The 13,134-nt window shown below is 74.0% G+C and carries 14 protein-coding genes; 8 read left to right on the top strand and 6 right to left on the bottom strand.

Features of this window, described 5'->3' with window-relative positions; translation table 11 throughout:
* The first annotated feature begins 31 nt into the window (after positions 1 to 31).
* The 4 genes from AOM02_RS04220 (at position 32) to AOM02_RS04205 (ending at position 3,548) form a co-directional block, all read left to right on the top strand.
* A complete protein-coding gene (locus AOM02_RS04220; protein ID WP_062297010.1) occupies positions 32 to 943 on the top strand; it encodes an ABC transporter substrate-binding protein in 912 nt (303 codons plus the stop codon).
* A gap of 23 nt (positions 944 to 966) precedes the next feature.
* The gene (locus AOM02_RS04215; RefSeq protein ID WP_062297007.1) at positions 967 to 1,932 is read left to right on the top strand and encodes an amino acid ABC transporter permease; all 966 of its coding nucleotides are present in this window, start codon (positions 967 to 969) and stop codon (positions 1,930 to 1,932) included.
* 17 nt (positions 1,933 to 1,949) lie between these two features.
* Positions 1,950 to 2,705, top strand: coding sequence for an amino acid ABC transporter ATP-binding protein (locus tag AOM02_RS04210; protein WP_062297005.1), 756 nt, complete (start codon positions 1,950 to 1,952; stop codon positions 2,703 to 2,705).
* Positions 2,706 to 2,990: 285 nt separating this feature from the next.
* Positions 2,991 to 3,548, top strand: coding sequence for a hypothetical protein (locus AOM02_RS04205; RefSeq protein ID WP_062297003.1), 558 nt, complete (start codon positions 2,991 to 2,993; stop codon positions 3,546 to 3,548).
* A gap of 1 nt (position 3,549) precedes the next feature.
* Here AOM02_RS04205 and AOM02_RS04200 read toward each other — a convergent pair whose 3' ends face one another.
* Together AOM02_RS04200 and AOM02_RS04195 are read right to left on the bottom strand one after the other, a co-directional pair.
* Positions 3,550 to 4,002 (bottom strand): GNAT family N-acetyltransferase, encoded by a 453-nt coding sequence (locus AOM02_RS04200; protein ID WP_062297001.1) that lies wholly within the window; start codon positions 4,000 to 4,002, stop codon positions 3,550 to 3,552.
* Between the two features lie 119 nt (positions 4,003 to 4,121).
* Positions 4,122 to 5,027, bottom strand: a complete 906-nt coding sequence (locus tag AOM02_RS04195; protein ID WP_062296999.1) for an NAD(P)-dependent oxidoreductase — start codon at positions 5,025 to 5,027, stop codon at positions 4,122 to 4,124.
* Between the two features lie 106 nt (positions 5,028 to 5,133).
* Between AOM02_RS04195 and AOM02_RS04190 the strand changes: the two genes are divergently transcribed.
* The 4 genes from AOM02_RS04190 to AOM02_RS04175 all read left to right on the top strand — a co-directional run bounded on the left by AOM02_RS04190 (position 5,134) and on the right by AOM02_RS04175 (position 8,281).
* On the top strand, positions 5,134 to 5,979 hold the full coding sequence (locus AOM02_RS04190) for a phosphodiester glycosidase family protein (RefSeq protein WP_062296997.1): 846 nt from the start codon (positions 5,134 to 5,136) through the stop codon (positions 5,977 to 5,979).
* Positions 5,980 to 6,019: 40 nt separating this feature from the next.
* Positions 6,020 to 6,937, top strand: coding sequence for a phosphotransferase (locus AOM02_RS04185; protein WP_062296995.1), 918 nt, complete (start codon positions 6,020 to 6,022; stop codon positions 6,935 to 6,937).
* Between the two features lie 26 nt (positions 6,938 to 6,963).
* A complete protein-coding gene (locus AOM02_RS04180) occupies positions 6,964 to 7,362 on the top strand; it encodes an ACT domain-containing protein (RefSeq protein WP_062296992.1) in 399 nt (132 codons plus the stop codon).
* A 70-nt stretch (positions 7,363 to 7,432) separates the two neighbouring features.
* A complete protein-coding gene (locus AOM02_RS04175; protein ID WP_062296991.1) occupies positions 7,433 to 8,281 on the top strand; it encodes an alpha/beta hydrolase in 849 nt (282 codons plus the stop codon).
* Positions 8,282 to 8,284: 3 nt separating this feature from the next.
* Here the strand turns inward: AOM02_RS04175 and AOM02_RS04170 are convergent, their stop codons facing one another.
* The 4 genes from AOM02_RS04170 to AOM02_RS04155 form a co-directional block, all read right to left on the bottom strand.
* Complete coding sequence (locus AOM02_RS04170) at positions 8,285 to 9,292, bottom strand: phosphotransferase family protein (RefSeq protein ID WP_062296989.1); 1,008 nt, start codon at positions 9,290 to 9,292, stop codon at positions 8,285 to 8,287.
* On the bottom strand, positions 9,289 to 9,903 hold the full coding sequence (locus AOM02_RS04165) for a sugar O-acetyltransferase (protein WP_228373770.1): 615 nt from the start codon (positions 9,901 to 9,903) through the stop codon (positions 9,289 to 9,291). The genes AOM02_RS04170 and AOM02_RS04165 overlap by 4 nt, the downstream gene beginning before the upstream one ends.
* A gap of 9 nt (positions 9,904 to 9,912) precedes the next feature.
* Entirely contained in the window at positions 9,913 to 12,624 is a 2,712-nt protein-coding gene (locus AOM02_RS04160; RefSeq protein WP_062296977.1) for a cation-translocating P-type ATPase, read from the bottom strand.
* 81 nt (positions 12,625 to 12,705) lie between these two features.
* Positions 12,706 to 13,134, bottom strand: coding sequence for a VOC family protein (locus AOM02_RS04155; RefSeq protein ID WP_062296975.1), 429 nt, complete (start codon positions 13,132 to 13,134; stop codon positions 12,706 to 12,708).

Raw genomic sequence — 13,134 nt, 5'->3', positions numbered from 1 at the left:
TGCGTCCTCATACCCTCGAAGGAGCACCCCCATGCGCAAGCCTGCCCTCGTGATGATCGCGGCGATGACCGCGGCCTCGCTCTCCGCCTGCACGTACGCGTCGCAGGAGACCGCCGTGACCGGCTCGACCGCCGGCGCCACCGCGGCCGCCGGCTTCGACCTCGCGTCGGTCGAGGTGAACGAGGAGGCCGCCGCGCTGCTGCCTGCCGACGTCGCGGACCGCGGCACGCTGCGCGTGGGCATGGAGACCAGCTACGCCCCGGCCGAGTACGTCGACGTCGACGGCGTCACCCCGATCGGCTACGACGTCGACATCGCCACCGCGGTCGCCGGCGCGCTGGGCCTCGAGGTCGACATCCAGTCGGCCGCGTTCGACTCGATCATCCCGGGCATCGGCACCAAGTACGACGCCGGCATCTCGTCCTTCACCATCACCCCCGCGCGCGTCGAGGTCGCGGACATGACCTCGTACCTGTCGGTGGGGGAGGCCTTCGCGGTCGCCGCGGGCAACCCCGCCGGCATCACCGCTGACGACCTGTGCGGCACCACCGTCGCGCTCCAGACGGGCACGATCCAGCAGGACGAGGCCACCCAGATGGCCGCCGACTGCGAGGCCGCTGGCAAGGACGCGCTCGAGATCCTCACCTACGACTCGAACGCGGACGCCGCCACCAACGTGGTCGGCGGCAAGGCCGACGTCCTCTTCGCCGACTCGCCGATCATCGGCTACGCCGTCACCCAGACCGGCGACAAGCTCGAGCAGCTGGGCGACGCCTTCGCGACCGCCCCGCAGGGCGTCGTCACCGCGCAGGGCTCCGAGACCACCGACGCGGTCGCCGCGGCCCTGCAGGGCCTCATGGACGATGGCACGCTGAAGTCGATCCTCGACGCGTGGGGCGCCGCCGACGGCATGCTCACCGCCGCCGAGGTCAACCCGGCCTGAGGCCCGGCTCGAGAGGCGCCCGCATGACCACCGCATCGTCCACCGATCCCGTCCCGAACCGGATCCACGCCCGCCCCGTCCCGCGGCCGGGCCGCTGGATCGCCGCCGCGATCGTCGTCGTCCTCGCGGCGATGGCGATCCACGGGCTGGTCACCAACCCCAAGTTCCGCTGGGACATCGTGTGGGCGTACCTGCGCGACGTCACCGTGATCCGCGGCGTCGGCTGGACGCTGCTGCTCACCTTCGGCTCGATGGTGATCGGCGTCGTCCTCGCGGTGCTCCTCGCGATCATGCGCCGCTCCGACAACCCGGTGCTGCGCTCGGTCAGCTGGTTCTACATCTGGCTGTTCCGCGGCACCCCGATCTACACGCAGCTCGTGTTCTGGGGCCTCATCTCGGTGCTCTACCCGACGTTGAGCCTGGGCATCCCGTTCGGGCCCGAGTTCGTGACGTTCCAGACGGACGTGGTCATCACCGCGTTCTGGGCGGCGCTGCTCGGCCTGGGCCTCAACGAGGCCGCGTACCTCGCGGAGATCGTCCGCGCCGGCCTCGGCTCGGTGGACAAGGGCCAGGAGGAGGCCGCCCGCGCGCTCGGCATGAAGGAGCGCACGATCCTGCGGCGCATCGTTATCCCTCAGGCCATGCGGGTGATCGTGCCGCCCACCGGCAACGAGACCATCTCGATGCTCAAGACCACGTCGCTGGTGCTCGCGGTGCCGTTCACGCTCGACCTCACCTACGCGACCAACGCGATCGGCAACCGTCTCTTCGAGCCCATCCCGCTGCTCATCGTGAGCGCGTTCTGGTACCTGCTCATCACGTCGATCCTCATGGTCGGCCAGCACTACCTCGAGCGCTACTACGGCCGTGGCACGGGCTCCGAGAAGCCGCGGCGCGGCGGCCCGCGCAGGCCCCGCTCGGGACGCCAGGCGGCCATCAAGGCCTCCGGCACGGCCAAGGACGACCCCTTCCTGGAGGTGACCCCGTGACGGGTTCCGCGACCCCCATGGTCGAGGTGCGCGGCGCGCACAAGATGTTCGGTGACCTGCACGTCCTGCGCGGGGTGGACCTCACGGTCGCGCCCGGCGAGGTGTGCGTGGTGCTCGGTCCGTCCGGATCGGGCAAGTCGACGCTTCTGCGCTGCCTCAACGAGCTCGAGGTGCTCACCGGCGGCTCGGTCCGCATCGACGGCGAGCTGCTGGGCTACCGCGAGGACTCCGCGGGCGTGCTCCACCGGCTGCACCCCACGGCGATCGCGCAGCAGCGCTCGCGCATCGGCATGGTCTTCCAGCGCTTCCACCTGTTCCCGCACATGACGGCCCTCGAGAACGTCATGGAGGCGCAGGTCCAGGTGCTCAAGCGGTCCAAGCGGGAGGCGAGGGCCAAGGCCGTCGAGCTGCTCGATCGCGTGGGGCTCTCCGACCGGATGGACCACTACCCGGCGCAGCTCTCCGGCGGGCAGCAGCAGCGCGTGGCGATCGCCCGCGCGCTCGCGATGGACCCCGAGATCATGCTCTTCGACGAGCCCACGTCCGCCCTCGACCCCGAGCTCGTCGGCGAGGTGCTCGCCGTGATGAAGGACCTTGCGGCGGGCGGCATGACGATGGTCGTCGTCACGCACGAGATCGGCTTCGCGCGCGAGGTCGCCGACCACGTGGTCTTCATGGACGAGGGCGTGGTCGTCGAGGAGGGCGCGCCGTCCGCGGTGATCGACGCCCCGACCGAGGAGCGGACGAGGGACTTCCTCTCGCACGTGCTCTAACGCCTGCGGCCCGGGCGTGGCGGGGCGGCACGGCGGGTGTCGTGTTTCCGTATGACAGCCCTGGCTGAAACAGCACGGCCGTGCTGCGCGAAAGCGCTGGTAGACGGAGTGCGGCGACCGCCGCGACGGGCCTGTTTCACCTCTGCGTGAAACACGCGGGAGAGAGTGCGGTTCCTCGCGACGAACGGCCGAGCCCCGCCCGACGCGAGAAGCGCACGTCGCGCACGGGATGGAGCGCACGCGTGGCCTAGCGGCGTCGTGCCTGGATAGGGCACGATGCGGGACATGGAGACACCCGTCGCCGCGCCCGCCGTCGGGTCCGGAAGCCAGCCGTTGTCGCTCACGACCGAGGCGGCGTACCTCGTCTGCGTGCTCCTCGCCGCCGCGGCGCTCGGCTGGGGCGTCGTCGGCTACCTGCTCGCGCCAGCGGCGGTCGGCGATCCGCTGGGGGGCGTGCACGAGTTCGGCTATCTGCTCGAGGCCGTCGTCGTGACGGCGCTGCAGGTGGTGCTCCTGGGGTTGTTCCTGGGGCTCCGCTGGATGGCGCGGCGCCGCGACGCGGGGACGTCGCTGTCGCGCTTGTGGTCGCTGATCGCTGTCGTCGGCCCCGCGATCGCGGTGCTCGCCACCGCGGGGAACGTCTCCGACGGTGAGCGGGTGGCCTACTGGGCCGCGACGCTCTCCTCGACCGCCCTGTACGCGGCGGCGGTCGTGGTGGCGCCACGCGTGAGGCTCGGATCCGGCGCCGCCTTGGCGCTCCGCATCGCCGGCACGGCGCTGGGCACGCTGATCGGCGTGCCGGCGGCGGTGTTCCTGCTGTTCGGCGGCTACACGGCGCTCTAGCTCACCGCACCTCACGCGCGAGGTAGAGCGCCCGCTCGCCGGTGTCGGGCTGCAGCAGCGCGAACCTGTGGCGCGCGTAGAAGCGCAGCGCGTCGCCGTCGCCTTCGTCGACGTTGACCTCGACCAGCCGGCAGCCGCGCTCGGCGGCGTCGGCGACCACCGCGTCCACCAGCTCGGTGCCCAGCCCGTGATCGCGGTAGTCGGGGCGCACGTAGAGCTCGTCGATCAGCGCCACCGGCCCGTCGTGCCACACGTTGGGGCGGTACGTGACGAGCGCCAGGCCCACCGAGTGCTCGCCCGCGAGGAACGCCACGGTGTCGGTGGTGCCGAGCATCAGCCGCAGCCGCGCCTCGAGCACGTCGGGGCCCGGGGTCGGGGTGTCGAACTCGCGGTTGAACGCGTCGAGCAGCCTCGCGACCTCGGCGGCATCGCCGGGCCCGGCCGTGCGGATCACCCCTCCACGGTACGACTCTCCGTCGCTGATTTCCCCGCAGGAGTCGAAGTTCTCTCAGAACCGTCCCTCAGTTCCCCGCAGGGGGGTCCGGGTGGCGAGAGGTGGGAGGGGTGGGAGGCTCAGCTCGCGCGGTACGCCGCCGCCATGTCCTCGTCCCCGTGACCCTCCTCGACCACGCGGTCGAGCCGGGCCCGCGCGCCCTCGAGCCCGTCGAGCCGGACGTCCGCGAGGCCAGCCGCCGCGAGGATGAGGTCCGCGTCCTTCGCCGCCGTCGCGGCGCCGAAGCTCGCCTCGTCGAGCCGGTCCTCGAGGATGAGCCCCGCCTTGGCGCGCAGGTAGCCCATGTCGAGCGGGCCGTCCTCGATGAGCTCGAGGAAGAGCTCCGGCGCGACGCCCAGGCCCTCGGCGAGCGAGATGACCTCGCCCGTCGCGTTGTTGACCGCGAGCACCCACGCGTTGGTCACCAGCTTGAGGCGCTGCGCGGCCCCCGCCGCCGCGTCGTCGCCCACCCAGAACGTGCGCATCGCGATCGCGTCGAAGACGGACGATGCGTCGGCCCGCACGGACTCCGGCCCGGCGGCGAGCACGGTCAGGGTGCCGAGCTCCGCGGGCTCGCGCGTGCCGAGCACCGGGGCGTCGATGAGCGTGATCCCGAGGTCGTCGGCCAGCGCCGCGATCGCGGGCTGCAGGTCGAGGCCGACCGTCGCGCTCTGCACCCACATCGTGCCCGGGCGCAGGCCCGGCGCGGCATGGCTCATCACCTCGAGCGTCACGGGCCCGTCGTGGAGCATGGTGAGGACCACGTCCGCCTCGGCGACGGCCTCCGTCGGGGTGGACGCGACGGTCGCGCCGTCCGCCGCGAGGGCCGAGGCGGTGGCGTGGGTCCGGTTCCACACGCGCACGCCGTGGCCCGCGCGGACGAGGTTGCGGGTCATCGCGGACCCCATGATCCCGGTGCCGAGCACCGCGATCGTCAGCGGGCGGAACACGCCCTCGGGGGAGGGCGTGGGGGCGGTCTGCGTCATCGGGGGCTCCTGCGGTCGACGGATGAGGTCCGGGGGTACAACGTCTCGGGACCCCGCGAGGCTTCCCCGGGCACGGGACGATGCGGCGGTCGACTAGCCTCGTCGCGTGCCCCGCCTCGTTCTCGCGCCCGTCCTCGCGCTCGCCGCGGCGACGCTCACGGGCTGCGCGCTGCTCGGCGGCGGCGAGACAGGCGGCCCGGCCTCCGCTTCCGTGACCGAGGACCGCCCGACGCCCGCCGCCACCGAGGCGAGCCCGACACCCTCGGAGACCGCCGCATCGTCAGGCGTCGAGGTGCCCACGCGGGTGATCGACCTCGCCGAGCACGGCTCGTACGGCGTGGTGACGCTCGACCTGGACGCGTGGGACGTGCGCGTCGACTGGCCCGACGACCCGGACGGCACCGACCTCGCGGAGTACATCGCCGACCATCCCGGTATCGCGGTGCTCACCAACGCGGGCATCTTCTCCGAGGACCTCAGCCCGGGCGGCCTGCTGGTCGCCGACGGCGAGGAGCTTCGCGCGCTCAACCTCGCGGACGGCTTCGGCAACTTCCACCTCAAGCCCAACGCGGTCTTCGAGATCCGCGACGACGGCACCGCCGCGGTGGTCGACTCGACCGCCTACGACCCGGCGGGCGTGGCCCAGGCGACGCAGTCGGGCCCCGCGCTGCTGCTCGACGGCGAGGTGCATCCGCTCTTCACCGAGGGCAGCGAGAACACCGCGCTGCGCACCGGGGTGGGCGTGAGCCCCGACGGCGGCACCGTGTACCTCGCGATCACCCGCACGTACGTGAACCTGTGGGACTTCGCGGTGATGTTCCGCGACGAGCTCGGCGTCGAGGACGCCCTGTACCTCGACGGGCAGATCTCGCAGCTGTGGGTGTCAGGCGCGCCCGAGCCGACCTCCTACCTGGGTCCCTACGCCGGCGTGATCGCGGCGTACCCGCGCTGACCACCTCCCGCGGGTCGGCCACGGTCGCTAGCCTCGGTGCATGACCCTCGACCCGCCGGTCGCCACGTGGCTGGAGTCGCGCCTGGGCTCCGCGTCGCGGGACGTGTTCTTCGAGGCCCGTTCGATGTCCGAGGTCTGGGGCGTCGCGCTCGCGGACGGCACGCGGGTCGCGGCCAAGCGCCGCGGCGGGGGTGACCGCCTCGCGATCGCCGCCGCCGCGCATCGGGCCGCCGAGCGCGCCGGCATCGACACCCCGGCCCTGCTCGCGGGCCCGGACCCGGCCGCGGACGGGCTCTGGCTCACCGCGGAGGAGTGGCGGCCCGAGGGGGCGTTCACCCCGGACGGCGACGCGCCCACGCTGTTCGCGGGCCTGCTCGCGCACCTCGTCGCGGCGCTCGCGACGGTCGACGCGGACGGGCTCGAGCCGCCGCCGTGGCTCGACTACGCGCACACCGCCGAGGATCGCGTGTGGCCCCCGGCGGCCTCCGCGCGCTGGGACCCGCACCGCATCGAGGCGGACCTCCCGCCCGCGCTCGCGGCCATCGCGGCTCGCGCACGGACGCGCCTGCGGGCGAGCGACCTCCCGCCCGTGCTCGGCCATGCGGATCTCAACGGCCTCAACGTGCGCTGGTTGGGCGACGTGCCGATCGTCCATGACTGGGACTCGATCGCGCTGCTGCCCGAGGCGGTGCTGGTCGGCACGCTCGCGGTCGACCACGTCGCCGCGCCCGACGCCGGGGCGATCGCCGACGTCGCGACGGGGGAGCGCGTGATCGCCGCGTACGAGGACGTGGCCGGCCGGGCCTTCGACGCCGACGCGCGCGAGGTCGCCTGGGCCGCCACCGCGTGGCTCGCCTGCTACAACGCCGTGTTCGAGCATCTCCACGGCGGCCCCGGCGCCGTCACCGCGCAGATCCTGCGCGACGGCGAGGAGCGTCTCGCTCTCGCCGGGGCCTGACGCCGCGACCGGCCTACGCTGACCTCATGGCCATCACGGACCTGGCGGAGCTGCTGTCCAACCTCAGCGTGCGGCTCGACCCCGAGCGCTACGTGTGGGCGTCGGTGTCGGTCGTCCCCGAGGGATGGAGCCCCGTGGTCACCGTCGAGGAGTCCGAAGGCGTCACCGTCGTCCTGCGGGAGGACGATGCGCGGGCCCTGGACCTGCCGTACGAGTTCCCGTCCGCGCGGATCACCCTCGAGGTGCACTCCTCGCTCGAGGCCGTCGGCCTCACCGCGACCTTCGCGCGCGTGCTCGCGGACGCCGGGGTCAGCGCGAACGTGGTCGCGGGCTTCCACCACGACCACATCTTCGTGCCGTGGGACCGTCGCGCCGATGCGCTGGCCGCCCTCGAGCGGCTCGAGGCGGACTCGCGCGGCGCCTGAGCGGCCCTATCGCGGCCCGGTTGCTCGCGTGGCGAGCCGCCTGGCACCCCGATAGATTCGACGGAGAACCATGTCCACGCTGTCCCTGACGCCGCGCGAGCGGGAGCAGGTCGACGCCGCGAACGCGGCGGACGGCCCCGCCGTCGTGCTCCTCCACGAGCTCTGGACCCTCGCCGAGGCGTGGGACCCGTGGCGCGAGCGCCTCGCCGAGCACGGCTTCGCCTCCGTCGCGGTGGCGTGGCCGCGCGAGCCCGAGAACGCGGAGGCCGCGCTCGCGGACCCCGACGTGATGGCGGGCGTCAGCCTCGTCGACGTGCGCGAGCACACCATGGCCGTGGTGGGCGCGCTGCGCGAGCCCCCGTTCCTGGTGGGCCACGGGGTCGGCGCGCTCACCGCCCAGCAGGTCGCGGGCAAGGGCCTCGCGCGGGCCACGGTGGCGATCGCGCCCGCGCCGATGAAGGGGTCGACGCGGGCCCCCGACTCGATGCTGGCGGCCGCCGCGCCGGTGCTGCGCGATCCGCTCAACCGGGACCGGGCCATCCGGATGACGTTCCCCGAGTTCCGCTACGCCTACGCCAACGCCGTCAACGTCGACGAGGCGCGGACGCTGTGGCAGGAGCGCCACGTGCCGGGCGCCGCCCGCGTGGGTTTCGAGCTCGCCTCGCAGCGGCGCGACCCGCGGTCGCCGTCGAGCGTCGACACCGTCAACCGCGAGCGCGGCCCGATGCTCGTCGTGTCCGCCGGCCGCAGCCGCCTCGTCGATGCCGCGGTCGCCCAGGAGACCTTCCGCATCCAGAGCCGCAACCCGTGCGACACCGAGTACCTCGACCTGCCCGATCGCGGGCACACGCTCGTCATCGACTCGGGCTGGGCGGAGGTCGCGGACCAGGTCATCGCGTACCTGGAGCGCCACCGCTGACGGTCACACCCCGAGGATCGCGTGCAGCCGCTCGCGGTTCGCGCGGATCGACGCGCAATGGTCCTCCAACCAGTCGCCGGCGAAGCCACGCGGCTCGATCTCCGTGAGCTGCACCGCCATCGACCACAGCCGGTAGAGAGCGACGCGCCTCTCCGCCGCCTCGTCCATGACGAGCGGCGCGCCGGTGCCCGCCTCGTAGCCGCGCACCTTGGCCGGCTCGAACGGTCCCGACGCGTGGGTCTCGCCGCCCGCAAGGCCCCACAGCGGGTCGCCGAACAGCGACCGCTCGAAGTCGACCACGCCGGTGACGTCCCCGGTCTGCGGGTCGACCAGCACGTTGCCGTGCCACAGGTCCGCGTGGACGAGGGTCGGCTCGGTCACCTCCGCGAGCGCCTCGGAGGCCGCCTCGACCGCGGCCACCAGCCGGCCCGATTCGACGTCGACGCCCCAGGCCGCCGCATCGTCCACCGCCGACGCGACCAGGAGGCGCAGGAAGCCGGGCCAGGTGCCGTCGCCCAGGCGGAAGCCGTCCGCGGGGAAGCCGAAGCGCGGGCCGTGCACCGCGCCGAGCGCGGCGAGGATCTCGCCCACCTGGTGGAAGGCGCGCGCGTTGGCGGCGGGCGACATCACGTCGACCGCGGCGTCCCACGGCACGCCGGGCACGAGGGTCATGACCAGCACGTCCACGTCGGCGACCGCACGCGAGAAGTCCTCGAGCAGCACGCTCGGGGCGGGGACGTCGAGTCCCGCGACGAGCGCGAGGTGGTCGCGCTCGGAACGCAGCATGTCGTGCTCGTAGCCCAGCAGCCGCGACCGGCCCCGCGCATCGCGCGCGTCCGGCACCGAGGTCTTCACGACGACCGTGCCGCCGCCGTCGAGCTCGACGCCCTGGACCGCGGAGAACGTGCCGCCGGACAGGAGCCAGTGGTCGGTGACGCGGCCGAGCGGGGCGAGGACCGCCTCGAGCTCGTCGCGGGCGAGCGGCCGCTGGGTGGGGAGGAGGTCGGTCACAGGGTCCGGATCACGCGGGCCGGGTTGCCGCCGACCACCGACATCGGGGGCACGTCCTTGGTCACCACGGACCCGGCCGCGACCACCGAACCGCGGCCGATCGTCACGCCCGGGCAGATCACCACCGAGCCGCCCAGCCACACGTCGGCCTCGAGCGTGATGGGGAACGCCCGCTCCCAGCCCTCGCGGCGGATGTCGACGTCGAACGCGTGGTTGACGGTGTAGAAGCGCGCCTCGGGCCCGATGAGCGCGTTGTCGCCGATGGTGACGATGCCCGAGCCGAGGATCATGAGGTTCGCGTTGATGAAGACGTTGCGGCCGAAGCGCACGCGCTCCTTGTACTCGAGGTAGATCGGGGGACGGAAGTCGAGCCCCTCGCCGCACTCGCCGACGAGCCCGCCCAGCGCGGCCGTCGAGCCCTCCGGGTCCTCGTAGTACCGCGCGTTGAGCTCGCGCAGGCGGGCCAGGGTGGCGCGCTGCATGTCCGCGAGCTCGGGGCCCGAGCGGTACTTGAACCACTCGTCGTCCTGCAGCTTCTCGTACTCGGTCCGCGTGGGGTCCTCGACGGGCACCTCGGCCATCGCGGCCTTCATCTCGTGGGGGCTGGTCACGCCCTCAACCTACCCGCGCGCCGCGCGCCGGTCTCGGGACCTCAGCACCGCCTTGCGCGCCTCGATCGCGAGCGGCACGGCGAGCGCCATCGCGAGACACGCGCCCCACTGCGCGAGGGTCAGCGGCGCCGTCGAGAACGCGTCGTTGAGCACGGGCAGGTGCACCACCGCGACCTGCAGCGCGAGCGAGAGACCGACGGCGCCCCAGAGCCACGGGTTGGAGAACAGCCGGTGGACCGTGCTCCGTGTCTCCGAGCGGGCCGCGAACGCGACCGTGAGGTTGGCGATCACGAGCACCGTGAACGCGGCGGTGCGAGCGGTGTCGAGGTCCGCGGAGCCCGGCAGCAGCCCGCCGGGCAGGAACAGGTCGAACGTGAGCAGCGTGACGGCCGCCATCACGGCGCCGGTGAAGGCCATGCCGGCCCACATCCGGCGCGAGATCATGGGCGACCCGGGACGCCGCGGCCGCCGCTCCATGAGGTCGTCCGCGTAGGGCTCGGCGCTCACCGCCAGCGCGGGCCCCAGGTCCGTGAGGAGGTTGATCCACAGGATCTGCGTGGCGAGGAGCGGCGCGACCACCGCGCCCGACGCGTCGCGCAGCCCCAGCCATCCCGCGAGCACCACGCCCAGGAACACCGCGAGCACCTCGCCCAGGTTGGACGCGATGAGGAAGCGCAGGAAGCGCGTGATGTTGTCGAGGATGCCGCGGCCCTCGCGCACCGCCTCGACGATCGTCGCGAAGTCGTCGTCCGTGAGGATCATGTTCGCGGCCTCGCGCGCGACCTCGGTGCCGCCCCGCCCCATCGCGACGCCGATGTCCGCGCGGCGCAGCGCGGGCGCGTCGTTGACCCCGTCGCCGGTCATCGCGACCACCTCGCCGTGCGCCTGGAGCGCGTCGACGATGCGCAGCTTGTGCTCGGGCGCGACCCGCGCGAAGACGGACGCCTCCCGCACCGCCGCGGCGAGGCCCGCATCGTCCATCCGCGACAGCGCGGCGCCCGTGAGCGCGGGGGCGCCCGGCGGCACGATGCCCAGCTGCGCCGCGATCGCGGAGGCCGTCCGCGGGTGGTCGCCCGTGATCATGACGACGCGGATGCCGGCCGCCTGCGCCTGCGCGACCGCGGTGCGCGCCTCGTCGCGCGGCGGGTCCTCGAGGCCGACGATGCCGAGCAGGGTGAGGTCGACCTCGTGGTGCTCCTCGGCGGACGATGCGGGGGCCTCGCGGACGGCGACGGCCAGCGTGCGCATGCCGGCGTCGGCGAGCGCGTCGATCGCGGCGTCCAGGTCCGCGCGCCGGCCGGCGTCCAGCCCCTCGTCACCGGCCGCGGAGCGCACGCGCGCGCAGCGGGCGAGGATCACGTCCGGCGCGCCCTTGACAGCGAGGACGTCTGCCCGGTCGTCGTGCGTGGCGAGGACCGACATGCGTCGCCGCTCGGAGCTGAACGCGACGGAGTCCACGCGGTCGAAGCCCGACCGCAGGGTCTCGGCCTCGAGCTCGCGCTCCGCCTCGAGGAAGGCCACCTCGGTCGGGTCGCCCTCGAAGCCGCCGTCGCCGGCGACGGTCGCGTCCGAGGCGAGCGCGCCGAACGCGACGGCCTCGCGTGCGACCCGCCCCGCGTCCTGCGGCGCCGTGTCGCCGTCCGCCGTGACGATGCGGGTGACGGCCATGCGGTTCTGGGTGAGCGTGCCGGTCTTGTCCGAGCAGATCACGGAGGCCGAGCCGAGCGTCTCGACCGACGCGAGGTCCTTGACGATCGCGTGGCGCCGCGCCATGCGCTGGACCCCGAGCGCGAGCACCACGGACATGATCGCGGGCAGCCCCTCGGGCACGGCGGCGACCGCGAGCGCGACGCCGAGCAGCAGCACGTCGACGGCATCCTGGAGCGAGGAGATGTCCTGGGTGAGCGCGACGGTCGCGATCACCACCACGGCGATCCCCAGCACGCCGAGGCCGAGCACGCGGCCCAGGCGTGCGATCTCGCGCTCGAGGGGAGTGGGGTCCGACTCCGTGGCGCCGAGCAGGCGCGCGACCCGGCCCGTCTCGGTGTCCATCGCGGTCGCGGTCACCACCGCGCGCCCGGTGCCGCGCGTGATGGCGGTGCCCGCGAACACCATCGAGGTGCGGTCGCCGACCTCGGCCGGTTCGGCGAGCGGCACGGGGGACTTGGCGACGGGGGTGCTCTCGCCGGTGAGCGGCGCCTCGGCCGCCCACAGCGTGCCGTCGACCAGCCGCGCGTCCGCCGGCACGGCGTCACCCTCGGCGAGCACGAGCAGGTCGCCCACCACGACGTCGAAGGCCGGGATGCGCGCGAGGCCGCCGTCGCGGATGACGGCGGCGCTCGCGGCCGCCATCCGCTGCAGCGCCGCGACCGCCTGCGCCGAGCGGCGCTCCTGGACGAAGCCGAGCGTCGCGTTGGCGAGCACCACGACCATGATGACGACGACGTCGTACGGCACGCCCTCCGCGCCCTCGGCGGCCCACGCGACGAGCGAGATCAGCGCGGCGGCGAGCAGCAGGTAGACGAGCGGGTCCGAGAACTGGGACGCCAGCCGCCGCCACGCGGGGACGGTGCGCTCCTCCTCGAGCCGGTTGAGGCCGTCGCGCCCGAGCCGTGCGGCGGCCTCGGCGGCGGTGAGCCCGCGGTCCACGTCGGTCGCGACGGCGAGGGCGACCTCGGCGGCGTCGCGCGTCGAGGGATCCGTCACCGCGGCTGCAGCCATCGCGTCTCCCAGCGGCGGCCGTGCCGCCTCGTCTCCGTGCGCGAGGCGGCCGGGGCGCCTCGCCTTCCACGCTAGCGCGGACTACTCGGGCTCGACCTGCTCGAACAGTGTGAGCTGGAGCCCCGCCGGGCCCTCGAGGCGCGCGTTGAGCGAGCCCCACGGGGTTCGGGTCGGCGGGGCGACCTCCGTGGCGCCCGCGTCGAGGGCGCGCGCGGTCGCGGCCGCCGCATCGTCCACCTGCAGGGCGACGCGGATCTCCCGCGAGGCGTCGCGGCCCACCTCGAGCCGGTCGATGAGGGAGCGCTGCGGCGTGTTGACCAGCTCGAGCGTCGCGCGGCCGGCGCCGAGCACGACGACGCGCGCCTCGTCGCCCGAGCCGTCGCCGGTGGGCGTGGTGAGGTCGAGCTCGGCGGGCAGGCCGAGCGCGTCGCGGAAGAACGCGAGGGCGGCGTCGATGTCCTCGGCGTGGACGACGAGGCGCAGCTGGAGGGCGCCGGTGGGCTCGCTCAT

Source organism: Demequina maris, assembly GCF_000971155.1.
Lineage (GTDB): Bacteria > Actinomycetota > Actinomycetes > Actinomycetales > Demequinaceae > Demequina > Demequina maris.
Note: the sequence above shows the minus strand (reverse complement) of the source record. Positions and strands in the feature narration are given on the sequence as shown.

What these genes read in the sequence shown, in the direction of transcription:
- AOM02_RS04215 (WP_062297007.1), top strand. Translation starts at nt 967, where the DNA reads ATGACCACCGCATCGTCCACCGATCCCGTCCCGAACCGGATCCACGCC.
- AOM02_RS04185 (WP_062296995.1), top strand. Translation starts at nt 6,020, where the DNA reads ATGACCCTCGACCCGCCGGTCGCCACGTGGCTGGAGTCGCGCCTGGGC.
- AOM02_RS04155 (WP_062296975.1), bottom strand. Translation starts at nt 13,134, where the DNA reads ATGAGCGAGCCCACCGGCGCCCTCCAGCTGCGCCTCGTCGTCCACGCC.
- AOM02_RS04160 (WP_062296977.1), bottom strand. Translation starts at nt 12,624, where the DNA reads ATGGCTGCAGCCGCGGTGACGGATCCCTCGACGCGCGACGCCGCCGAG.
- AOM02_RS04210 (WP_062297005.1), top strand. Translation starts at nt 1,950, where the DNA reads ATGGTCGAGGTGCGCGGCGCGCACAAGATGTTCGGTGACCTGCACGTC.
- AOM02_RS04205 (WP_062297003.1), top strand. Translation starts at nt 2,991, where the DNA reads ATGGAGACACCCGTCGCCGCGCCCGCCGTCGGGTCCGGAAGCCAGCCG.
- AOM02_RS04175 (WP_062296991.1), top strand. Translation starts at nt 7,433, where the DNA reads ATGTCCACGCTGTCCCTGACGCCGCGCGAGCGGGAGCAGGTCGACGCC.
- AOM02_RS04195 (WP_062296999.1), bottom strand. Translation starts at nt 5,027, where the DNA reads ATGACGCAGACCGCCCCCACGCCCTCCCCCGAGGGCGTGTTCCGCCCG.
- AOM02_RS04180 (WP_062296992.1), top strand. Translation starts at nt 6,964, where the DNA reads ATGGCCATCACGGACCTGGCGGAGCTGCTGTCCAACCTCAGCGTGCGG.
- AOM02_RS04220 (WP_062297010.1), top strand. Translation starts at nt 32, where the DNA reads ATGCGCAAGCCTGCCCTCGTGATGATCGCGGCGATGACCGCGGCCTCG.